The organism is Kitasatospora sp. NPDC089797, assembly GCF_040684795.1.
Lineage (GTDB): Bacteria > Actinomycetota > Actinomycetes > Streptomycetales > Streptomycetaceae > Kitasatospora.
In genome coordinates this window covers 301,202-322,640 of sequence record NZ_JBFBGS010000001.1, presented here as the reverse complement: position 1 = coordinate 322,640, position 21,439 = coordinate 301,202, and the positions used below count along the sequence as shown (strand labels likewise).

20 protein-coding genes and 1 pseudogene are annotated in these 21,439 nt (G+C 74.1%); 9 read left to right on the top strand and 12 right to left on the bottom strand.

Annotation, left to right across the window (positions count from 1 at the left end; translation table 11 throughout):
- Positions 1 to 73 precede the first annotated feature (73 nt).
- From AB0O91_RS01315 to AB0O91_RS01300, 4 genes and pseudogenes are all read left to right on the top strand, one after another.
- Positions 74 to 511 (top strand): ATP-binding protein, encoded by a 438-nt coding sequence (locus tag AB0O91_RS01315; RefSeq protein WP_363426978.1) that lies wholly within the window; start codon positions 74 to 76, stop codon positions 509 to 511.
- Positions 512 to 604: 93 nt separating this feature from the next.
- The gene (locus AB0O91_RS01310) at positions 605 to 928 is read left to right on the top strand and encodes a hypothetical protein (RefSeq protein WP_363426976.1); all 324 of its coding nucleotides are present in this window, start codon (positions 605 to 607) and stop codon (positions 926 to 928) included.
- Positions 929 to 946: 18 nt separating this feature from the next.
- A pseudogene (locus tag AB0O91_RS01305) lies at positions 947 to 1,366 on the top strand (LysR substrate-binding domain-containing protein); the annotation flags it as partial.
- Positions 1,367 to 1,642: 276 nt separating this feature from the next.
- Positions 1,643 to 2,437 carry a nucleotidyltransferase domain-containing protein gene (locus tag AB0O91_RS01300; RefSeq protein WP_363426975.1) on the top strand — a complete coding sequence of 265 codons (795 nt, stop codon included), beginning with the start codon at positions 1,643 to 1,645 and terminating at the stop codon, positions 2,435 to 2,437.
- A gap of 76 nt (positions 2,438 to 2,513) precedes the next feature.
- Here the strand turns inward: AB0O91_RS01300 and AB0O91_RS01295 are convergent, their stop codons facing one another.
- Positions 2,514 to 3,248 (bottom strand): class I SAM-dependent methyltransferase, encoded by a 735-nt coding sequence (locus tag AB0O91_RS01295; RefSeq protein ID WP_363426973.1) that lies wholly within the window; start codon positions 3,246 to 3,248, stop codon positions 2,514 to 2,516.
- A 316-nt stretch (positions 3,249 to 3,564) separates the two neighbouring features.
- Here AB0O91_RS01295 and AB0O91_RS01290 point away from each other — a divergent pair, with 316 nt between their 5' ends.
- A complete protein-coding gene (locus AB0O91_RS01290) occupies positions 3,565 to 3,888 on the top strand; it encodes a plasmid stabilization protein (protein WP_363426972.1) in 324 nt (107 codons plus the stop codon).
- Positions 3,889 to 4,246: 358 nt separating this feature from the next.
- On the opposite strand, the gene AB0O91_RS01285 is transcribed toward AB0O91_RS01290, so the two are convergent.
- Positions 4,247 to 5,209: a zinc-binding dehydrogenase gene (locus AB0O91_RS01285; protein ID WP_363426970.1), complete on the bottom strand. Its 963-nt coding sequence runs from the start codon at positions 5,207 to 5,209 to the stop codon at positions 4,247 to 4,249.
- 112 nt (positions 5,210 to 5,321) lie between these two features.
- Between AB0O91_RS01285 and AB0O91_RS01280 the strand changes: the two genes are divergently transcribed.
- Positions 5,322 to 5,939, top strand: coding sequence for a helix-turn-helix domain-containing protein (locus tag AB0O91_RS01280; RefSeq protein WP_363426968.1), 618 nt, complete (start codon positions 5,322 to 5,324; stop codon positions 5,937 to 5,939).
- Between the two features lie 34 nt (positions 5,940 to 5,973).
- Here AB0O91_RS01280 and AB0O91_RS01275 read toward each other — a convergent pair whose 3' ends face one another.
- Positions 5,974 to 6,378 carry a helix-turn-helix domain-containing protein gene (locus AB0O91_RS01275; RefSeq protein WP_363426966.1) on the bottom strand — a complete coding sequence of 135 codons (405 nt, stop codon included), beginning with the start codon at positions 6,376 to 6,378 and terminating at the stop codon, positions 5,974 to 5,976.
- Positions 6,379 to 6,531: 153 nt separating this feature from the next.
- Here AB0O91_RS01275 and AB0O91_RS01270 point away from each other — a divergent pair, with 153 nt between their 5' ends.
- On the top strand, positions 6,532 to 7,395 hold the full coding sequence (locus AB0O91_RS01270; protein ID WP_363426964.1) for an SDR family oxidoreductase: 864 nt from the start codon (positions 6,532 to 6,534) through the stop codon (positions 7,393 to 7,395).
- 120 nt (positions 7,396 to 7,515) lie between these two features.
- Here AB0O91_RS01270 and AB0O91_RS01265 read toward each other — a convergent pair whose 3' ends face one another.
- Complete coding sequence (locus AB0O91_RS01265) at positions 7,516 to 8,634, bottom strand: acyl-CoA desaturase (protein WP_363426963.1); 1,119 nt, start codon at positions 8,632 to 8,634, stop codon at positions 7,516 to 7,518.
- A 7-nt stretch (positions 8,635 to 8,641) separates the two neighbouring features.
- Entirely contained in the window at positions 8,642 to 9,703 is a 1,062-nt protein-coding gene (locus AB0O91_RS01260; RefSeq protein WP_363426961.1) for a ferredoxin reductase, read from the bottom strand.
- An 86-nt stretch (positions 9,704 to 9,789) separates the two neighbouring features.
- On the opposite strand from AB0O91_RS01260, the gene AB0O91_RS01255 reads away from it, so the two are divergent.
- Positions 9,790 to 10,929, top strand: a complete 1,140-nt coding sequence (locus AB0O91_RS01255) for a helix-turn-helix domain-containing protein (protein WP_363426959.1) — start codon at positions 9,790 to 9,792, stop codon at positions 10,927 to 10,929.
- A gap of 57 nt (positions 10,930 to 10,986) precedes the next feature.
- On the opposite strand, the gene AB0O91_RS01250 is transcribed toward AB0O91_RS01255, so the two are convergent.
- A complete protein-coding gene (locus AB0O91_RS01250; protein ID WP_363426957.1) occupies positions 10,987 to 11,457 on the bottom strand; it encodes a hypothetical protein in 471 nt (156 codons plus the stop codon).
- Between the two features lie 87 nt (positions 11,458 to 11,544).
- Positions 11,545 to 12,201, bottom strand: a complete 657-nt coding sequence (locus AB0O91_RS01245) for a TetR family transcriptional regulator (protein WP_363426955.1) — start codon at positions 12,199 to 12,201, stop codon at positions 11,545 to 11,547.
- Between the two features lie 59 nt (positions 12,202 to 12,260).
- On the opposite strand from AB0O91_RS01245, the gene AB0O91_RS01240 reads away from it, so the two are divergent.
- On the top strand, positions 12,261 to 13,892 hold the full coding sequence (locus AB0O91_RS01240) for an FAD-dependent monooxygenase (RefSeq protein ID WP_363426953.1): 1,632 nt from the start codon (positions 12,261 to 12,263) through the stop codon (positions 13,890 to 13,892).
- A 59-nt stretch (positions 13,893 to 13,951) separates the two neighbouring features.
- On the opposite strand, the gene AB0O91_RS01235 is transcribed toward AB0O91_RS01240, so the two are convergent.
- The 5 genes from AB0O91_RS01235 to AB0O91_RS01215 form a co-directional block, all read right to left on the bottom strand.
- Positions 13,952 to 14,893 carry a siderophore-interacting protein gene (locus AB0O91_RS01235; protein WP_363426951.1) on the bottom strand — a complete coding sequence of 314 codons (942 nt, stop codon included), beginning with the start codon at positions 14,891 to 14,893 and terminating at the stop codon, positions 13,952 to 13,954.
- A gap of 175 nt (positions 14,894 to 15,068) precedes the next feature.
- Positions 15,069 to 15,953: a polysaccharide deacetylase family protein gene (locus tag AB0O91_RS01230; RefSeq protein ID WP_363426949.1), complete on the bottom strand. Its 885-nt coding sequence runs from the start codon at positions 15,951 to 15,953 to the stop codon at positions 15,069 to 15,071.
- 99 nt (positions 15,954 to 16,052) lie between these two features.
- On the bottom strand, positions 16,053 to 17,795 hold the full coding sequence (locus AB0O91_RS01225; RefSeq protein ID WP_363426947.1) for an ABC transporter ATP-binding protein: 1,743 nt from the start codon (positions 17,793 to 17,795) through the stop codon (positions 16,053 to 16,055).
- On the bottom strand, positions 17,792 to 20,563 hold the full coding sequence (locus tag AB0O91_RS01220; protein WP_363426945.1) for an ATP-binding cassette domain-containing protein: 2,772 nt from the start codon (positions 20,561 to 20,563) through the stop codon (positions 17,792 to 17,794). The genes AB0O91_RS01225 and AB0O91_RS01220 overlap by 4 nt, the downstream gene beginning before the upstream one ends.
- Positions 20,560 to 21,300, bottom strand: coding sequence for a hypothetical protein (locus tag AB0O91_RS01215; RefSeq protein WP_363426943.1), 741 nt, complete (start codon positions 21,298 to 21,300; stop codon positions 20,560 to 20,562). The genes AB0O91_RS01220 and AB0O91_RS01215 overlap by 4 nt, the downstream gene beginning before the upstream one ends.
- Positions 21,301 to 21,439 lie beyond the last annotated feature (139 nt).

Genomic DNA, 21,439 nt, shown 5'->3' with positions numbered 1-21,439 from the left:
TGTTCCCCACCGCGCCCCACAGCGTGCTTCCATTGCTCGCTCCGCGCACACGACTCCGATACGAGGCCGCACCATGTCCCACACAGACGGAACGGTCGCACCGGACGGCCCCGGAGCGGACGCCGCCCGTCCCCGTCCCCGTCCCCGGCGGGTCGTCACCGCAGGCGACGCCCGCGCCCTGCTCGCCGAGCTCGTCCGAACGCTGGACGGCGACACCGACCGTCTGCTCGCCGACGTCGAACTCGCCGCCACCGAACTGGTCGTCAACGCCCACCGTCACGCCGGCGGGCTGACCGGTTTCCACGCCCGCATCGACCACGAACACCGCCGGATCGTCGTCGAGGTCGAGGACGCCGACGACCGCCACCCCGCAGGCGAGCCGCTCGACCAGCGGGCCCCCGAAGAACCGGGAGGCCGCGGCTGGGCCCTCGTGCAGATCCTCGCGCACACCTGCCGCATCGAGCCGCTACCCGACGGGGGAAAGCGCATCAGCGCCACGTTCGCGTTCTGACCAGCCGAACGAGCGCCGTGCGGCCGGGACGCAGGCTGGGCCGGATGCTGCCGTACGGGGGCGGCAGGGCGCGGCCGGGGTCACCGTAGGGGCATGGACACCATCGCCGTCCTGCAAATGGACACACCGACCAACATCCGGCTCCTCCGGTCCGACCACACCCCCGCCGACCCCGAGACCCCCGTGCACCGAGTGCACCAGGCGCCCGTCGGCCCCTCCGGCTCCTGCGGGCCGCTCACCTTCTGCGGCCTGGACACCGCCGACATGACCATCGCCCCGCAGGCCCCCGGATCCGGCCCGCCGCGCTGGCACGCCTGCAGCAACTGCCAGAGCGCCGCGGCTGCCGGATCCCCCTCCCCCGGGGCGCTCCAGCAGCTCGACCCGCCTCCCGCCCCCGCCTCGGATGCACCGGACTGACCGGCTCCGGCCGCCGAGGTGGACGTGGACCAACTGCGGCGACAGGCCCTGATCGTGACGCCCGACGCGGACGAGCCGACCGTCGTCACCGGGCTGCGGGCCCTGCGGGGCAAGGACTCCCCCGCGCTCTCCGGCGCGACCGTCGCGCGGGACGTCCACACCATCATCGGCCTCGCCGCCTGCGGGGTGGGAGTCGGCCTGGGGCCCTCCCGCATGCTGACCGCCCCACGACGGGGCACCTGGTTCTGCGAGGTGAACCCGCGCACACCCCTGCCCGACCTGGTCCTGTCCTTCCGGGCCCGGGACGGCTCCCCGGCACTGAACGCCTTCCTCGACGTCATCCGCACGAACTGCCCCGCCGTCGACGCCGCCCTGGACCACCAGCTCGGCCCATCCGGCCGACCCGAGGAAGGTGACCGCGGTACGCCCCCTGTCTGACGTCGCCTCGCTCGCCGGCACCTGACATCGCGCACGTGTCATGGTTCCGGTCGATCGGTCCGGCGCGCTGTGTCCGCACCACCCCGCGCCCCTCCCTTCGGTTGGACGACGCGCCGCCGGTCCACGCCGACGTGCGCCTCGACGTCGGGCCCTGGGAGCCGGCCATCAGCCCGCCCCCCGGAATCGACTGCGAGGTGGCGTGCGGAATCCGGTTCGCGGTCTCCAGGGGGGTTCGTGTTACGTTGGCCTGCTTTGCTCCGATCGGAAGGAAAGCGGATGGACGTCCCCTCCCTGCACAGCCAGTTCCTCGACGACCTGCTCCCCCGCCTCCGAGGGGATGCGCGCGTGGCCGGTGTGGCACTCACCGGCTCCCTCGCGGGAGGCCGCCCTGACGCCTACTCGGACGTGGACCTGATCCTGGTCATCGGTGACGGGGCCTACGACGAGGTCATGCGCGAGCGGCTCGCGCTGATCGGCTCCTGGACCTCCCTGGTGGCCGGCTTCACCGGGGAGCACGTCGGCGAGCCGCGCGTGATCATCAGCCTCGTCGGCCCGCCGCTCCTCCACGTCGACTTCAAGTTCGTCCGGGCCTCCGACTTCGCCGAACGGATCGAGGACCCTCAGATCCTCTGGGACCGGGACGGCCTCCTGGCCGGCGCCCTCACCCAACGACCGCCGGTGGCCGAGGCGTTCGACCTCCAGTGGATCGAGGACCGGTTCTGGGTCTGGGTGCACTACGGCGCGACCAAGCTCGGCCGCGGGGAACTGTTCGAGACCGTCGACTTCCTCGCCTACCTGCGCGAGACCGTGCTCGGCCCGCTGGCCGCCCGCCGGGCGGGCACGGCCCCCCGTGGGGTGCGCCACCTGGAGGCCGTCGCACCCGAGGAGGCGCACGAGCTGCGGGCCACGGTGTGCGGCTACGACCGGCACGAGGCCGGGCGGGCACTCCTCGCCGCCGCCGACCTCTACCGCCGGTGGTCCGACGCCGACGCGGCGGCCGTCGAACGGAACCACCACGCCGAGGAACTCGCCGTGCGGTACCTTCGCGACGTCATCGACCAGGACAGCTGACCGAAGCCGGGACGGCACGGGGCAGGGTCGCCGGCCTCGGGATCCCTGTCATCGCTCGAGCGTGACTGCGGCGCCGTCAGCTCGCGGTGCGCCGGGCCGCCACGAGGTCGGCGTGCGGGGCCTGCACGACGTGCAGGCCCGCCGCTTCGAGTTCCGCCCGCAGCAGCGCCGGTTCGACCGGCCACAGGTCGAAGGCCTCCCGTTCCTCGCGCTGGAGCACCCCGTCGCGTTCGACGCGGTAGGTGAAGACCGAGCGGAGGATGCCGCGCTCCGGTTCCAGGGTCAGTTCCGCGCTGTAGAGGTCAGGGCCCACGCGCACCGGGCCCAGGCGTGCTGCGGTCTCGCGGCCGCCGGGCAGCGTCTCGGGCGGCGGGTCGAAGAGCAGCACGCCGCCCGGTGTCAGCGCCCTGGCGACGGCCTGCCAGGTGGCCCGTCGCACGGGCGGTGGGAGGGTGGCGACGACGTTCGACGCGATGGCCAGGTCCACGGCCCGGACGAGTCCGGTCTCCTCGATGGGCTCGGGGTGCAGGGTCACCCGGGCACGTTGGTCGGCACCCAGCGCGGCCAGCCTGGTCAGCAGCGCGGCGCGCATCGGCGCGGACGGCTCGACGGCGTGGACGGGTACGGCCGAGGCCGTCAGCAGGATCCCGGTGACGATTCCGGTGCCCGCGCCGACGTCGAGGATCGCCTGTCGGGCGCGGGCGGCGGGCTCGGCGAAGCGCCGCCGGGCCTGGCGGCGGTCGGTCTCGGCCTGCAGCAGGTCGTAGAACTCGGCGGTGACCGCGTACCCGATGTCCTGGTCGTCACCCACGGTCGTTCCACCGGTCGCGCCCGGACGAGATCGGGGGCCGGCTCGCGGTGTCGGGCAGGGTGCCGTCGACGTCGAACAGCGCTGCGGCGGGCATCTGCACCTCTCCCTTCCTCGTCCCGAGCCGGTATCCGACACTACGGCCGCCCGGCCCGGCACGCGCGGCCGCCGGGTACGCACCCCGCGCCGCACGCCCCGGCGCCACCGGTCCGCCGGGGTTTGCCGCGACGCGATCGGGTTAGCCGCAGGACATGGGACGTCGGCGGCAGGCTGCGCCACCCGTCGACCAGCACACCAACGGACCCGAGGAGCGAGTGACATGCCGCGCGGATCAACACCCAAGCGGGAACGCCAGTACGAGCACATCAAGGACAGCGTCCTGGCGCGCGGGGAGAGCGAGGAGCTGGCCGAGGAGATCGCCGCCCGCACCGTGAACAAGGAACGCGCCCGCCACGGCGAGTCGAAGACCGCCAGCCGCAGCTCGCTCGAGGACATCTCCTCCTCCCGGCGGGGCGGCCTGCGCTCCCACCGCGGCGCCCAGGGGCCCACCAGGGAGCAGCTCTACAACGAGGCGCGGCAGCGCAACGTCCACGGCCGTTCGAAGATGAACAAGCAGCAGCTCGCCCACGCGCTCGGTCGCTGAGGAGGCAGGCATGGCTTCGATTCCCGTACCCCCGGATCCCGACATCGCCCCCGTACCACCGGCGCCGCCGGCGCCACCGGCCCCGCCCGTTCCGCCGGATCCACCGCTGCCGCCCGATCCCCCGGCCCCTCCGGGCTCGCCCGAGCCGCCACCCGATCCCCCGCTGCCCGGCCGCCCCGGCGGCCCCGAGCCCGAGCCCCCGACGCACCCCGGACCCCCGGATCCGGACCGGCCGCACCCGCACGAACCACCGGACTGAACCGCACCGGACCGAACGACGCCGCCGGCCCTCGGTTCCGGAGCGGACGTGACCCGGCCGGGGAGTCCGGCCCCGGGGAGCGAGCGGGCCGCGCAGCGCTCAGGGCACCAGGACGATCCGTCCGAACACCTCGCCCGTGTCCATCGCGCGGTGGGCCGCTGCCGCCTGGTCCAGCGGCAGCACCTCGTGCACCACGCTGCGCAGGTCGCCGCGCGCGGCTCGGGCGAACTGGGACGCCCGTACGGCCTGCCGCTCGGGGCCGGGCACGGTGTCGGAGCTGAAGGTGGCGAACGACAGGGACCTGCGGAAGGCGTCCATCATCCGCATGCCGAAGTCGGCCGGCGGCGGTCCGCCGAGCATGCCGACCGCCAGGTACCGCCCGCCGTCGTTCAACCGGTCCAGGAAGAGCGGGAGTTCGGGGCCCGCCACGACGTCGATCACCACGTCGAAGCCGGCCGGCGCGTCCGGGCCGCCGTCGCCGGAGCGGCTCAGGACGTGGGTGGCGCCCAGCTCCCGGAGGCGGGCGCCGCGCTCGGGCGACGAGGTGGTGACCGCCACCGCGCCGGCGCCGGCCCCGGCCGCGAGCTGGACCGCCGTGATCCCGATGCCGCCGGCCGCGCCGCGCACGAGCAGCGCGTCCCCGGGGGTGAACCGGGCGCGGTCCAGGGCGAAGTGGGCGACGACGCCGGAGCCACCGAGCGTCACCGCGTCGGTGCCGGTGAGTCCCGGGGGCAGGGGCAGTACGTCGTCGACGGAGGCGACGGCTTGCTCGGCGTAGCCTCCGGACAGGCCGGTGAACGCCCACACCTGCCGCCCGGTCCAGGCGGGGTCCACGCCCTCCCCCACCTCGACGACGCTCCCCGCGACCTCGCTCCCGAGGATGTGGCCCGACCGGAACCCGTAGGCGGCGAGGGCTCCCCGGCGGATCACGGCGTCCACGCCGCCCACGCCGATCGCCTCCGTGGCGATGCGTACCTGCCCCGGGCCGGGCGCGGGCTCGGGCAGGTCGACGACCTGTAGGCCTGCGGGGTCTCCGAAGGTCCTGATGCTGACGGCTCGCACGGCTGCTCCCGGGTTCGGCGGGCGGACGGGGCTCGACTGCTGCGACCCTGGGGGCGACAGCACCATCGGACCGTACCGGGCGGGCCCGTCCGTCCGGCGGAAGTGAGAGACGATGACCGGTCATCTGCCTCGCAGGGGGCGCTCCGACGCGCTCGACAACCGGGCCCGGCTCCTGGAAGCCGCCGGCGCGGTGTTCGGCGAGCGGGGCCTGGACGCGCCCGTGCGCGATGTCGCCCGGCACGCGGCACTCAGCCCGGCCACGCTGTACCGGCACTTCCCGACCAAGCAGACGCTCATCGCGGAGGCGTTCGCCGAGCGGCGCCGGGCCTGTCAGGGCGCCGTCAGGGACGCTCTGGGCGACGCGGATCCGTGGCGCGGGTTCCGGGTGCTGATCGAGCGGCTCTGTGAACTCCACGCGCACAGCCGCGGGTTCGCCGACGCCTTCATGACGGCGAACCCCGAGGTCATGGACTTCGCCGCCGACCGGGAGCGGACGCTGCGCGCGGTCACCGAACTGGCGCGCCGCGCCCAGGCGGCCGGCCGGCTGCGGCCCGGCTTCGTCGTCGACGACCTGGTCCTGATGCTCACGGCCCATCAGGGCCTCCTGCACGCGCCGCGTTCCGCCCGGCTCGCGGCCTCCCGCCGGTTCGCCGCGTACGTGATCGCTGCGTTCAGCGCGGTGCCGGACACGCGCGTGCCGCTGCCCGAAGGAGCTCCTTCGCGCCCCTGAGGGGTTCGGTGGGTGCGGCGTCAGCTGCCGTCGGTCACCGGGTGTGCCCGGTGCGCTCGTCGTACGCCTCGCGGGCGGTGAGAACCTCCCCGATGTGCAGCACGGACCACTCCGTGAGCGCCTTCAGCGGTTCCCGCAGCGTCTGCCCCAGTGCGGTCAACTCGTACTCCACATGCGGCGGGACCTCCGGGTAGAGGGTCCGGCTGATCAACCCGTCGCGTTCGAGGGTGCGCAGCGTCTGGGTGAGCATCTTCTCGCTCACCCCCGCCAGCGCCTTCCGGAGCTCGCCGAAGCGCGAGGTCCCGTTGCGGCCGAGTTCGCCCAGGACGAGGACCGCCCACTTGCTGCCGATCCGGTCGAGCAGGTCCCGTGACGGGCAGCCGCGTTCGTACGGGTCGAAGGACGGTGCTGGTCCGGTCGCGTTCTCGACGGCGGTCACACGGCTCACCTCAATGCTTTCGCTCAGGTAAGTACCGTACCAAGAAGTGGCTACTCCCCAACAGAGAGTGTCCAGGTCATGCTGGGTGCCAGCCCGCTGCGGACGGACCGCGGCAGGCGTGCGGGACGCACAGGGAAGGAAGGAACGACCGTCATGTCGATCGTCGTCACCGGAGCCACCGGCCAGTTGGGCAGGCTCACCGTCGAGGCGCTGCTGCGGCGCGGGGTCCCGGCCGCGGACATCATCGCGACCGGCCGGGACGCCTCCCGGATCCAGGACCTGGCCGACCGGGGCGTCACGGTGCGCCGCGCCGACTTCGCCGACCCCGACTCCCTGGCCCGGGCGTTCGCCGGGGCGGACCGGCTGCTGCTGGTCTCGGCCTCGGTCCCCGTGGAGGGGCGGGTCGCCAACCACCGCCGGGTGATCGACGCCGCGGTGTCCGCGGGGGTGTCGCTGCTGGCGTACACGAGCACGACGCACGCGGACACGGCCACCACCGTCATCGGTGCCACCCACGGCGAGACCGAGGCGTACCTGCGGGAGCGCGGCGTCCCCAACGTGCTGCTGCGCAACGGCTGGTACCTGGAGAACTACACCGACCGACTGCCGCAGATCCTGCAGGACGGCGCCCTCGTCGGTGCTGCGGGCGAGGGACGGATCAGCGCCGCGTCCCGCGCCGACTACGCCGAGGCCGCGGCCGTCGTCCTCACCACCGAGGGCCGCACCGGCGCCGTGTACGAGCTCGGCGGCGACGAATCCTTCACCCTGGCCGGACTCGCGGCCGCGGTCTCCGCCGCGTCCGGGAGGCAGGTCGCCTACACCGACCTCCCGGTGGGCGAGCTGAGCCGGGTCCTGGCCGGCGCGGGTCTCCCCGTCGCGCTGGCGGAGGTCCTCGCCGACGCCGACCGCGGCATGAACCGCGGCGAGTTGTACACCGACTCCGGCGACCTGCGCCGGCTGCTCGGCCGCCCGCCGGTGACCCTGACCGAGGCACTCGCGACCGCCCTGCGGCCCTGATGCCCGTTCGACCCCGGTGACCGCTGCGCCGCCGACTGCCTGACGGCTCACACCTGTTGAGCCACGAGGTGGGCGGCGGGGCACGGCCCGGGCACCGGCCGAGGGGTTCGGCCCCGGCGCTCAGACCGCGACGGGTTCCTTCGTCCGGTCGGGCGTCGTGGCCGCGGGCTTCCTGTTCGGCAGCGAGAGCCGGAAGACCTTGTGCCAGGCGGAGAACACCTGCCGGGGCAGCGGCCCGGTGACGTACTCCAGGCCGTACTTCTCGAACAGCGCGCGCACCTTCACCGCGACCTCGGCGTACCGGTTGCTCGGGAGGTCCGGGAAGAGGTGGTGCTCGATCTGGTGCGACAGGTTTCCGGTCATGAAGTGCATGGCCCTGCTGCCGCTGATGTTCGCCGAGCCCATCATCTGCCGCAGGTACCACTGACCGCGCGTCTCGCCCTCGACCGACCGGCGCTCGAAGACCTGCACGCCCTCGGGGAAGTGCCCGCACATGATCACCGAATGGGTCCAGAGATTGCGGACCAGGTTCGCGGTGAAGGTGGCGGCGAGGGTGGTGAGGAAGGACGGGCCGGACAGCAGCGGGTGGATCACGTAGTCCTTGAGCACCTGCTTGCGGATCTTGCGGCCCACGGCCCGGGCCCGGGCCCGGAACTCCGGCGTGCGCCGGCGGTGCTTGCGCAGGTTCTTGCCGAGCTCCAGGTCGTACGCGGCGATGCCGTACTCGAAGAAGCAGGCGTTGACGAGGTTCCACAGCGGCTGGCCGAGGTGGAAGGGGCGCCACTTCTGGTCCTCGTCGACGCGCATGATGCCGTAGCCGAGGTCGTTGTCCTTGCCGATCACGTTGGTGTAGGTGTGGTGCAGCTCGTTGTGCGAGTGCTTCCACTGCTCGGACGGCGAGACGTGGTCCCACTCCCAGGTGGTGGAGTGGATCTTCGGGTCCCGCATCCAGTCCCACTGCCCGTGCAGGACGTTGTGGCCGATCTCCATGTTGTCCATGATCTTCGCCACGGACAGGCCGGCGGTGCCCAGCAACCACGCGGGCGGGAAGATCGAGAACAGCAGCACGCCCCGGCTGGCCAGCTCGAGCTTGCGCTGCACCGAGATGACCTTGCGGATGTAGGCCGCGTCCTTCTCGCCGCGGTCGGCGATCACCTCGTCGCGGATCGCGTCCAGCTCGCGGCCGAGCTCCTCGATCTGCTCCGCGGTCAGGTGGGCGGTGGGGTCGATGGCGGTCAAGGTGCCTCTACCGTTCGATGTCGCAGGAGCCCGCCGCGGCGGACACACAGGTCTGGACGAGGACGCCCGGCGCGGCCTCGGTGATCTCGCCGGTGCGCAGGTCACGGACGGCGCCCGCGGTGAGCGGCGTGACGCAGCCGAAGCAGATGCCCATGCGGCACCCGGACGGCATGAGCACGCCGGCCTCCTCGCCGACGTCCAGCAACGGCGTGGTGCCGTCCGCCTCGACGGCCTTGCCCGTGGTGCTGAACGTGACCGTGCCGCCGGCGCCGCCGCCGGTGAGGACGACGGCGGGGCGGAAGCGTTCGGTGTGCAGGCGCTCCGGGGCGCCGTGCTCGGCCCAGTGCTCCTCGACGGCGTCGAGCAGTCCCCCGGGCCCGCAGGCCCAGGTCTCGCGCTCGGCCCAGTCGGGCACGAGGCCACCGAGGCGCCCGAGGTCGAGCCGGCCGTCGGTCCCGGTGTGCACCTCGATGAGCCGCAGCCGCCCGTCCGCGACCAGGTCGTGCAGGTCGTCGCGGAAGATCACGTCCTGCGGTCGTGGTGTGCAGTGGACCATCACGACGTCATCGAGCCCGGTGTCGCGCAGCATGCCCATGACGGGCGTGATGCCGCTGCCGGCCGTCAGGTAGAGCACCTTGGCGGGCCTGGCCCGCGGCAGCACGAAGTCGCCCGCCGCCTGGTCGAGTTGGACCAGCGTGCCCGGTGCCGTCCGGTGGACCAGCTGGTTGCTGACCCTGCCGTCCGGGATCGCCTTCACGGTGATGGTGATGCGGCCGTCCCGGCGGTCCGGCGGTGAGGTGAGGGAGTAGGAGCGCCACAGGCGCACCCCGTCGACCTCGACCCCTATCCGCACGTACTGACCCGCCACGTGGCCGCGCCAGCCCCGTCCCGGCCTGATCACGACGGTCGCGGCGCCGCCCGCCTCGGGGTGCACGCCCTCGACGCGCCCGCGCAGGTCCGCACCCGCCCGCAGCGGGCTCACCAGGTCGAGGTAGTCCGACGGCAGGAGCGGTGTGGTGACCATCTCCAGCAGTTTCCATGCCCTGCTGCGGAGGGCTGCGCTTGTCATGGCTCCAGCTTGCTGCGCCCCAGGGCGTAAAGTCCTGACCGTAGGATGTGAATCTGGTCGGCCGAATTGTTCGTGGGGAACAAAACGTGAGCCATGCAATCCAGAGGGCCGGCGAGCCGGCCCTGGACGGGACGACGGTCGCCGCGCTCCGGGCCGCGCTGGCGGCCACCGCCGACGAGGTCGTCGAGGCGATCATCGACGAGGTCCCGCCCTATGCCAACGCCCTCTCGGGCCGCATGGGCGCCACCATCCGCCGGGCCGTCCGCACCGCCCTGGGGCACTACCTGGACCTCGCGAGCGGGAACGCCACGGGCGGCGACGCCGGCGACGCGGCCTACGAGCTGGGCCGCGGCGAGGTGCGCGACGGCCGTTCGATGGACGCCCTGCTCAGCGCCTACCGCGTCGGCGCCCGAGTGGCCTGGCGGTGCCTGGCGGCGGGCGCCGTACCCGCGGGTCTGCCCGCCGCCGAGGTCGCCAAGTTCGCCGAGCTGACCTTCGCCTACATCGACGAACTCTCCGCCGCGAGCGCCGCGGGCCACGCCGACGAACTGGCCGCCCGCGGCAGGGCCCACGAGCGCCACCTGGAACACCTGGCCCGCGACCTCCTCGCCGGCGCGAGTCCGGACGTGCTGCTGGCCTCCGCCCAGCGGGCCGGGTGGCAGCCCCCGGTCTCGCTGACCGCGGTCCTGCTGCCCGCCGCCCAGGCCCGGCCCGCCTACCGGCCGCTCGACCCCAGCACGCTCGTCCTCGACGACCTGCCGGACGCCACCGGCGTGCTGCTCGTCCCCGACGCCGACCGGTCACACCTCCTGCGGCAGCTGACCGACCGCACCGCCGTGGTCGGCCCGGCACGGCCCTGGACCCGTGCGTCCGCCTCGTACGCACGAGCCGTACGCGCACGCTCCCTCTCCCCGGACATCCGCGACACCGAGGAGCACCTGCCCGAACTGGTGCTGAGCGCCGACGCGGACGCCTTCGCGGACCTGCGCGCCCGAGCCCTCGCCCCGTTGCGGACCGTGCCGGTCACCACCGCACGGCGGTTGGAGGAGACGCTGCGGGCTTGGCTGCTGCACCAGGGCAGGCGGGACGAGGTGGCGGCGGAGCTGTTCGTCCACCCCCAGACGGTCCGGTACCGGATGTCGCAGCTGCGGGAGCTGTTCCCGGATCTCGCATCGCCGCACCGGGTCCTCGAACTGACCCTGGCGCTGGGCCTCCGGGTCGGCTGACGGCTGGTGGGCGAGCCGTGGTCCTGCGGCTCCGCCTCTTCGTCAGAGCCCGCTTCCTCATCCGCCCACGTACAGCCGGCGGTGCCACCACGGATACGGATCCCCGCTCCAGTCCAGCCAGTGGCTCGGGTCGGGGTCGGGAAGAGTCCTGCGGCGGAACTCCGCGTCGAGGGCGGCAAGAAGCCGCCGGAGTTCGGCGCGCGCTGCGGTCGGGAGGCTGCCCGCCAGGAGCTCCAGGGTGTCCCTGGCCACCGCGAGGTCGTCGTACTGGCACCCCGGGCAGGCCGGGCACTCCGAGGCGACCAGCAGCAGCCTCCGGCCGGGCTGTCGGAGGAACGTCCGGTAGCCGGCGAGCAACTGCGCCGTCCGCCCGGGTCGGATCCCGTAGCGGTGGCCGCCGTGCTCGATCAGGTGGATCGCGGCACTCGTGTCGCGGGACAGTCGGTCGACGGGGAGCAGCTCACGGGCCCACTGGGGCGGTCGGCGTTCCCGTGCGGCGCGGATCGCGCCCGGTCGCTTACGCGGCATGGGCCTTTCTGGTGATCATCATGGGGCCCAGCCTGTCATCGACCGCACTCGATGCGCCACCTCTTTCCCGCACCGGCACCCACGGCGCTACGACAGCGGCAGGGCGCGCCTGAGTGCGCCGAAGGACGCGTCCAGCAGGGCCCGGTGGTCGGGGTCGACGGCCGCGGCGCTCTCCCCCGCCAGCATCCGGCCCGCGGAGGTGAGGCAGCCGGTGCGGTAGGCGGCGACGGCGAGCGCGGCCGTCAGCCGGGGCTGCGGGTCCGGCGAGGTCCGCGCGATCACCTCGGTCAGCGCGCCCTCCAGCTCCTCGACGCCCTCGCGGGCCCGGGCGCGCAGCGACGGGGAGTCCACCACGACCTGCCAGAAGGCCGTGAAGTGATCCCGCAGAGCCGCCAACGGGTAGCCCTCGTCGATGAGTTCGAGGATCCGGCGGTGCAGGGCGGCGAGTGGGGTCTCGGTGGCCGGGCGGTCGCGCACGGCGGCCGTGAACAGCTCGACGACCTCCGGGATGCGATCCAGGAAGAGGTCCTCCTTGCGCGGAAAGTAGTTGAAGACCGTCATGGCCGACACCTCCGCCGCCTCGGCCACCTCCGCGACGGTGACCTGGTCGAACCCGCGCGCCAGGAACAGGCTGGTGGCCACGCCGGAGATCCGCTGCCGGGTCTGCGCCTTCTTGCGCTGACGCAGCGTGAGGTTGCGGAACTGCGGCTCGTCGTCGGTGTCCGGGGTCTTGGCGGCATCCATGACCAAAATTATACCCACAACAGATTTTTAGTGACTACAGTGAAGTCATGGACACGGACATGCGCACAGACGCGGGCACCGGCACGGGTGCGGGTACGGGTACGGACTTCGACGTGGTGGTGGCGGGCGGCGGGCCGGTCGGGCTCATGCTGGCCTGCGAACTCCGGCTCGCCGGAACCTCGGTGCTGGTCGTCGAACGGCTCACCGCGGTGGACGAGACGATCAAGGCCGGCGCCATCAACACGCCCAGCGTAGAGGCCTTCTACCGGCGCGGGCTGCTGCCGGCGCTCGAAGGGATCCATGCGCAGGTGATGGAGAACTTCATCCGCTCCACCCCGCAGCGCCGCCCGGACGGACCGCCCGCCGGCAACCCGGCCCCCGCCGACGGCGCAGCGCCCCCGCGGATGCCGGGGCGGGTCGCCGGGCACTTCGCCGGGATCATGCTGAGCCTCGACCGCTTCGACCCGGCCGACGACCCCGACTTCGCCGACCGCGGCCCCGTCGACAAGGCCGCCCTCATCCCGCAGGCGGCCCTGGAGCACGTGCTCGGCGAACGCGCAGCCGAACTGGGCGTCGAGCTGCGCCGGGGCGTGGAACTGACCGGCTTCGACGCCGACGAGCACGGCGTGACCGTGCACCTCGACGGCGCTGCGCCGGTCCGCACCGGCTGGCTGGTCGGGTGCGACGGCGGCCGCAGCACGGTGCGCCGGCTCACCGGCATCGACTTCCCCGGCACCGCCCCGGAGATCACCGGCCACCAGGCGATGGTGGAGATGACCGGCTCCGAGGGCCTGAACCCGGGCTGGAACCGGACCGCGGTCGGAACGTACGTGCACGGGCCGATGCCGGGCCGGATCCTCACCGTGGAGTTCGACGGTCCGCCCGCGGACCGCCAATCGCCGGTCACGGCCGAGGAGTTGCAGACCAGCCTGCGCAACGTCAGCGGCGTGGACGTGACGATCACCGGGGTGCACAGCGCGACCCGCTTCACGGACAACGCCCGCCAGGCCGGCACCTACCGCGCGGGCCGGGTGCTGCTGGCCGGCGACGCGGCGCACGTGCACTCCCCGTTCGGCGGCCAGGGCCTCAACCTCGGCATCGGCGACGCGATCAACCTCGGCTGGAAGCTCGCCGCCACCGTGCAGGGCTGGGCCCCGGAGGGCCTGCTGGACAGCTACACCGCCGAGCGGCACCCGATCGGCGCCTGGGTCCTGGACTGGACCAGGGCGCAGGTCGCGCTGATGCGGCCCGAGCCGGGCAGCGGCGCGCTGCGCGACGTCGTCACGCAACTGGCCGACACCGTGGCCGGGACCACCTACTTCGTCAAGCAGATCTCCGGCGTGTGGCAGCGCTACGACCTGCCCGGCGAGCACCCCCTGGTGGGCCGCAGCGCACCGGACCTCGAACTCGCCGACGGCAGCAGGCTCGCCGACCACCTGCACGACGGCCGGGCGCTGCTGCTGGACCTCACCGACGACCCCGCACTGCGCGCCCGGGCCGACGGTCACCGCGACCGGTTGCGGATCGTGACGTCCCGCTGCCCCGGCCGGGCCGGGCTCGCCGCCCTGCTGGTCCGCCCGGACGGCTTCGTCGCCTGGGCGGGCGACAGCGGTCAGGCCCCGGACGGGCTCGACGAGGCGCTCGACAGGTGGCTCGGCGCAGCCCGGGCCGGGCTCGACACGACCGGCTGATCCGGGGAGTCCACCGCCTCGGGCCGGGCGGACTCGCCGACCGGCCGGGCCGGGCTCAGTCAGTCCGCGTCGCCCATGGTGCCGCGCTCCGAGCGGAGTTGCTCCTCCGAGGCACCGCGTCGCCAGTAGCCGGAGAACTCGATCCGGGCGCGGTCGTAACCGCGCTCCCGGACGAGGTGCCGGCGCAGGCCCCGGACCATCGCCGACTCCCCCGCGATCCAGGCGTACGGCACACCCGCGGGCAGGTCCGCGGCCCGCACCGCCCCGGCCAGGATCTCGCCCGGCGACGCGGACCCGCCCTCCCTGGTCAGCCAGGTGACGTCGAGTCCGGCCGGGCTCGGCAGGTCCTGGACGTCCTGCCGGTACGGGACTTCGACGAAGGCCCGGCCCCGGGCCGCGGTCGGGAGCCAGCGCAGGATCGCGCCGAGGGCGGGCAGCGCGGTCTCGTCGGCGGCCAGCAGGATCCAGTCCGTGTCGGGCGGCGGCCGGAAGCCGACGCTGCGGTTGTCCGCCGTCGCCGGCCCCAGCAGGACCACCCGGTCGCCGGGTTCGGCCCGTGCGGCCCAGGCCGCGGCCGGGCCGGCGCCGTTCGACGGATGGCCGGACCCGGCGTCGTGCAGGGCGAAGTCCACGTCCACCTCGAGGGGCTGGTAGCGCTGCGCGCGGACCGTGTAGGAGCGCAGGACCGCCCGTTCGTGCTCCGGCTCGGCCAGCCAGGCCTGGTACCAGCCCGCGCCGGTGCGGTCGGGCAGGACCGGAGCCTGCTGGCCCGGCCGCGGCAGGAAGAGGGAGACGCTCTGGTCCCGCCCGCCGGAGGCGAAGCCGGCCAGCCGGTCGCCGCCGAAGGTCACCCGCAGCAGCGTGGGGCCGAGCCGGCGGGTCCGTACCACGTGGGCGTCGAAGAAGCGGAACTGTCCGGCCACGACGGCTGCGGCGGCGGGCGGGTCGGCGGCAGGGTCCGGCCCTGCGGCGGGCCGGCTGGTGATTCCGGGGCGTATCACAGGTGTTCGCCTTCAGGAAGGGACAGTGCCCGGACCGCGAGGCCCAGTGCTCTGCCGGAACCGAACAACATCGAACTTAGCATAGGCTAACCTAAGTTTTGTTCTTGTCCAGAAGAGCCGTCGCACGCTGCGGCCCTTCCCGCGACTGCGGGAAGGGCCGCAGGGATCCCCACCGTCACGCCGGCGGTGCGGTGAACCGGTATCCGGAGTCGATCAGCGTCGGCAGGAACCCGGTGAGGGCCGCCACCGTCTGCGAGCGGTTCCCGCCTCCGTCGTGGGTCAGCACGATCGCGCCCGGTCTCAGCTCCGCCATGAGCCGTCTGGCGATCACGTCCGTCCCGGGCTCCGCCCAGTCCTCCGGGTCGACCGACCAGCCCATGGGCCGCATTCCGAGCTCGGTACAGACCTTGAGCGTCTTGGCGGGCCAGTCCCCGCCCGGGGAGCGGAACCAGGTGGGCTCCTTGCCGGTGATCCCGGCGAGGAGGTCGGAGGTGCGCGTCAGCTCGTCGCGGATGTTCGCCTCGGGGAGCGCACGCAGGTTCGGATGGCTCCAGGAGTGGTTGCCGATGAGGTGACCCCGGCCCGCGATCTCCTTCACCAGACCGGGGTGTTCGGCCGCGTTCTCGCCGATCAGGAAGAAGGTCGCCCGGATGCCGTGCTTCTCCAGGAGGGCGAGCACCTCCGGGGTGTACGTCGGGTGGGGGCCGTCGTCGATGGTGATGGCCACCACCTTGCGGCCGGCGTCGAGCTCGTTCAGCGGCTTGCGCTCGTCCTCCGTGAGGTGCCGCCCGGCGACCGGCGGGGCCGGTGCGGGGGTGGCAGAGGCGGCGGGGGTGGCAGAGGCGGCAGGGGCGGCAGCGGTGGCAGACCCGCTCGGAGCGGCCGCGGCGGGCGACGCCGGAGGCGGTGGGGGCGGCCCGCCGGAGGCGGTGGGCGACGGGCCGCTCGCGACCCCTGCGTCCCGGACACCGGTCCGGCCGCATCCCGAGATTCCGAGGAGCGACAGTCCCGCCGTCGCCAGGAGCAGTCTCCGTGAGGTGATCTGACGATGTGACAACATCCCGAACGCATCCCCACGCCAGGACCCTCCGTCACCACGACACCCTCATTAGGCCTACAGCGTCACCTTGACCACCCGGCCCCCCACCGCCCCGCCGCTCTACCGCTCCCCGGCCGGCTCGGCCCGCAGCCGCCAGCCGGTGCTCGCCTCCTGCTGCCGCCAGAACCGGTGGAAGCGTCCCCGCGCCGCGAGCAGACCCTCCACGGTGCCGTCCTCGACCACCGACCCGTCCTCCAGGAACAGGACCCGGTCGGCAGCGCGGACGGTGGCCGGCCGGTGGGTCACGATGACCCCGGTCCGGGCCCCCGCCCCGGCCGCCAGGGCAGCGGCGACGGCAGCCTCGTTCTCGGTGTCGAGGGAGCTGGTCGCCTCGTCCACGAGCAGCACCGGGGCGGGCTTCAGCAGGGCCCGGGCGATGGCGATCCGCTGGCGCTCACCACCGGAGAGCGCCGTGCCCCCCTCGCCGACGCGGGTGTCCGGGCCGGCCGGCAGCCGGTCGGTGATCTCGTCCACCCGGGCCAGCTCCAGCACCCTGGCCAGTCGTCCGTGCTCCGCCCCCGGATCGCCGACCAGGACGTTCTCGTGGATCGTCCCGTCGAACAGGTAGGAGTGCTGGAACACCATGCTGGTCAGCGCGCGCCGCGCGGCACCGTCGAGCTGGGCGAGGTCCACCCCGTCGACCAGGACGCGTCCGCGGGTCGGGGACAGCAGCCCGGCGAGCAGGGCGAGCACCGTGCTCTTGCCGGATCCCGACGGTCCCACGATCGCGGTGGTGGTGCCCGCCTCCAGGGTGAGGTTCAGGCCGCGCAGCACCGGCCGCCCGCCGTCGTGGTCGAAGTGGACGTCCTCGAACTCGATCCTCGGTGCCCCGACCGGTCCGGCCGCGGTGCCCGTGGGCGTGGTCGGTGCGGCGAGCACGGCGTCGACCCTGGCGAGCGAGGAACGGACCGTCTCGACCGCGGGGGCCAGCCCGGCGAGCGCGGTGAACGGCTCCAGGTAGCGGACGACCACGACGATCAGGGCGACGGCCTCCGGTGCGGTCAGGTCACCGCGCACCGTCAGGACGGCGGCCGTGCCGGCCAGCAGCACCAGGGCCGCCTGGCCCGCGAGGCCGAACAACAGCTGGCCCGGGACCTGGAGCAGCAGCAGTCGCATGGTGGATCCGTGCTGCTCCGCCAGGGCCCGGCCGACCTGGCTGCGGGCCGGCTCGGCCCGCCGAGCGGCCCGCAGCGCCTGCTGGGTCCCGGCGAACTCGATCAGCCGCTCGGTCAGGGCGCTGTTGGTGTCGGCGGCGAGCGCGTCGGCCCGTCGGCTGATCCGCCCGGAGGCCCAGAGCGCCGCCATCAGCACCGGGACGCCGAGGGCGGCCGCCAGCCCGAGCTGCCAGGCGACCGGAACCAGCGCCAGGGCGATCGCGGCGGGCAGCAGGACGGCACCGGCCAACGGCGTGAGCAGGTTGGCGAACAGGCCGACGAGTTCGGGGCCGCCGGAGGCGATCGCCGCGCGGGCCGCCGCGGTGTTGCCCGCCAGCCAGCCCAGCCGGACCTCGGTCAGACGGTCCGCGACCTCGTGCTGGACACGCTCCAGCAGCCCGAACCCCAGGTCGAAGGCGCGCCGGGCCGCGACCGTGTCGACCGCCCAGCCGGCGGCGGTCGCGGCCGTCAGGGCACCCAGCCAGGGCAGTGCGTCGGACGGGTGCGGGCCGAACAGCTCCCGGACCAGCGGCACCAGCAGGACGGCACCGGCCGCGCGCAGCAGGACCGAGGCCAGGGTGAGCGCGCCGTAGGCGATGACCGCCGGACGCCGGTCCGCCGGCAGCAGGCGCAGCAGCGGTCGGATCATCGGATTGCTCCTTCGATGTCGGTCTCGGTCCCGCTCTCGGTCCCGGCCTCGGTCCCGGTCCCGGGACGCCCGTCGCCGGGACGCCCGGAGGCGGGGCCGTCCGGCACGGCGCGCGCACCGTCGGCGTGCCAGAGGCGGTGGTACCGACCGCCGGCGGCGAGCAGTTCGTCGTGGGTGCCGGCCTCCACCACCCTGCCGTCGTCCATCACGGCGATCCGGTCGGCGCCGGTGACGGTGTGCAGCCGGTGGGCGATGACGAGGACCGTGCGGTCCCGGGTCAGCCGGTCGAGCGCGCGCTGCACCAGGTACTCGGACTCCGGGTCGGCGAAGGCGGTCGCCTCGTCGAGGACCAGGACCGGGGTGTCGGCGAGGATCGCGCGGGCGATGGTGAGCCGCTGCCGCTCGCCGCCCGAAAGCTGCGCGCCGTCGCCGAGCACGGTGTCGTACCCCTGTGGGAGCCGGGTGATCCGGTCGTGGATCCGGGCCGCGCGCGCCGCCGCCTCGACCTGCTCGGCGGAGGCGTCCGGGACCGCCAGCGCGATGTTCTCGCGGACGGTTCCACGGACCAGCTGGACGTCCTGGAGGACGAACCCCACCCGGGTGTAGAGCTCGTCGGCGGTCAGCGAGCGGAGGTCGCGCCCGTCGACCCGGATGGCGCCGTCGCCCACGTCGTGGAACCGGGCGAGCAGGGCGGCGAGGGTGGACTTGCCCGAGCCGGAGGGGCCGACCAGGGCGGTCACCGTGCCGGGTCGCAGGGTGAGGGACACGTCCCGGATCACCGGCACGCCGGGCCGGTAGGCGAAGGTGACCCGGTCGAACACGACCGTGCCCAGCGGACCCTCGGAGCCGTCGGAGCCGAGGGGTTCGGCGTCCGGGCGGGTGGCGAGCTCCTCCGCGTCCAGCGTGACGGCGATGGCGCGGGCCGCGAGCATGCCGTCCCGCAGTCCGCCGAGCCCGTAGCCGATCCCGAGCAGCCCGGTGCCGAAGGTGGTGCCGAGCAGCAGGAACGGCAGCAGGTCGACGGGGGCCATCCGGCCCGTGACGATCAGCAGGGTGCCCGTGGTGGCGATCAGCCACAGGAAGGTCGTGGGCCTGGTCACCAGGTCCATGAAGGTCTTCTTGCCGATGAACGGCCGCTGCCAGTCCCCCAGGAACGTCAGGTACTCGTCCAGTCGCCGCCGGAACGTGGAGGCGGCCGCACCGCCGAACACCCGGACCACCGGCTGTCCTTCGAGGTAGGCGCCGGCCTCCCCGCCCATCCGCTCGGCCCATCGCTGGGCCTGTGCGATCCGCGGGCCGGACTGCACCATCATGACCGCCATGGTCACGACGTACACCAGGACCGGGACGAGCAGCACCAGGGCCGGACGCCAGTCCACGACGAACAGGTAGCCGAGCACGGACACCGGGGCGACGACCGCGGCCACCGCGTCCGGGACGGCGTGGGTGACCAGGTAGTGCAGCGACAGGGTGTCGTCCTGGACGACCTTCTTGGTCCCGGCCGATCCGCGCGCGGAGTACCAGCCGAGCGGCAGCCGGGCGAGCTTGCCGAGCAGCCGGGTGCGCAGGTCGCGCGCGAACCGCGCGTCGACCGCGTGCAGCCACAGGGTCAGCGCGGCACCGAGCGCGGTGCCGGCGCCGAGCAGGACGAGCGCGAGCAGGCCGACGGCCCGCAGCCGCGCGTCGTCGGCGCCGTCCAGGAGCCGCCGGGCCAGCTCGGTCAGCAGGACGAACGGGGCGAGTTGCAGGACCGTGACGACGACCTGCAGCAGTCCGGCCGCCAGCAGCGCCCCGCGTACGGGGGCCAACAGCCGTCCGGCCGCCTGGGAGCGCCAGCGGGCGGGGGTCGCAGGAGCGGACGGATCGCTCGGCCGCGCCGGGACGGCCGGGACCTCGGGCGCGGACGGGCCGGTGCCGGGCGCGGCCGGGCCGGTGACCGTCGGCCCGCCGTCGGCGCATTCCTCGCCCGTCGGCGGGCGGGCCGCGGTGATCTCGGGGAGCGGCGCGTTCCCGCCCGCCGGGTCGTCCCGGAGCTTGCCCATGGACCGGCCGTGGATCCAGTAGGCCCGGCCGGTCAGCTCGGACTTGGGGAACCCGAACTCGTCCCGCAGCCGCGTGCGGAGCAGCTTGAAGGTGGTCTGCTCGGTCGCGATCCAGGCGGACCAGTCCGACCAGTCACGGGCCTCGATCGCGGCGGCCGCCCCCGCGCCGCCGTCCCGGGGCACCCAGTGCGCGCGCAGCCGCGGATGGGCCGCCAGGGGTATCAGCCGGTCCTCCGGGACGTGTTCCTCCAGGTACAGCTCCACCGGGACGTCGTGCGGGACGGTCCGCAGGATCGTGTTGATCGCCGGGATCGACGCGGCGTCCCCGCACAGCAGGTAGCCGGCCGGTGGTTCGGCGGCCGGTTCGAAGGTGGTCGACCCGAGCGACACCACCGGCACCCGGTCCCCCGACCGGACGGTCGCGGCCCAGCGCGAGCCGGGGCCGGCGGGCTCGTGCAGGACGAAGTCCACCGCGAAGGCGCCCGTCTCCGGGGAGGCCTCGGTGAGGGTGTAGGCCCGCTGGTGCTCGGCGGCCCCGCCGTCCGGATCGGGGAACCAGAAGCGCAGCCAGGCGGCGGGGCCGGCCGTGACCTCCTCGAACAGCGTCGGCGAGACCAGGCGGACCCGCACGAAGTGCGGTGCCAGCCTGATCTTCTCCACCACCGTCGCCTCGTGGTCGCGGGCGCCGAAGCCCCGGAGGACGGCGCCCTGGAATCCGCGGGTCACCGCTGCCCCCCGTCGGCCGGGAGCCTGACGTCCAGGGCGGCCATCACCTCGGGCAGCGGGCGCCCCGGCGGCGCCGCGTCGGTCAGGCCGCGGATGTACGCGGTGACGACGAGGCGGAAGTAGTCCTCCGGGGAGACCTCGGGCAGGTTCGCGTGGGCCGCCGCGAGCACCCCGTCCGAGGCCAGCAGCGCGCGGGACTCGGCCAGTTGGCGTTCCATCCGGTGATCGCCCCGCCCACCCGCCAGGTAGGCGCCCTGCCGTTCCTGGGCCGCCGCCTGCGCGATGGCGAACCCGGCCACCGAGGTGCAGACGACCACGGCGGTGTCGGGGGTGTGGCCGCGTTCGACCAGGGCCTCGATCTCACCGGCGAGCACCGCGGCCCCCGCGGCGCCCCGCGGGAACAGCTCCTGGAGGTAGCGGGCCATGCCCGGCCGGGCGAGCACGAAGTCCCGCAGGGTGAGCGCGAACCGGAGCAGGTGTGCGTCGACGTCCTCAGGCGGATTCGGGACGCGGAGTTCGGCGAGCATGCTCTCACCGACCAGCCGGTCCAGCCCGGCCTTGCCGTCCACGTGCCGGTACAGCGCCGCGGAGGCGACACCGAGCCGGGAGGCCACGCCCTGGAGGGTCAGGTCCGCCAGGCCGATCTCCCGGCCGACCTGCTCGATCCCGGCGAGCGTGATGCGCGGGGGCCGCCCCTCGTGTCCCCTCGTGCGCGAGGGACTGCTTCCTTGCACCATGCCGAAACCCACACCCCTTCAGATAAGGCTACCCTTAGTTAAGGCCTTAACATAGTGCGGGCGGGCAGGCCGTGGCAAGCCTCGACGGACCGGGCCGGGGCCCGCGCCGAAGGACCGGGCCGGGGCAGGCCCCCGGAGA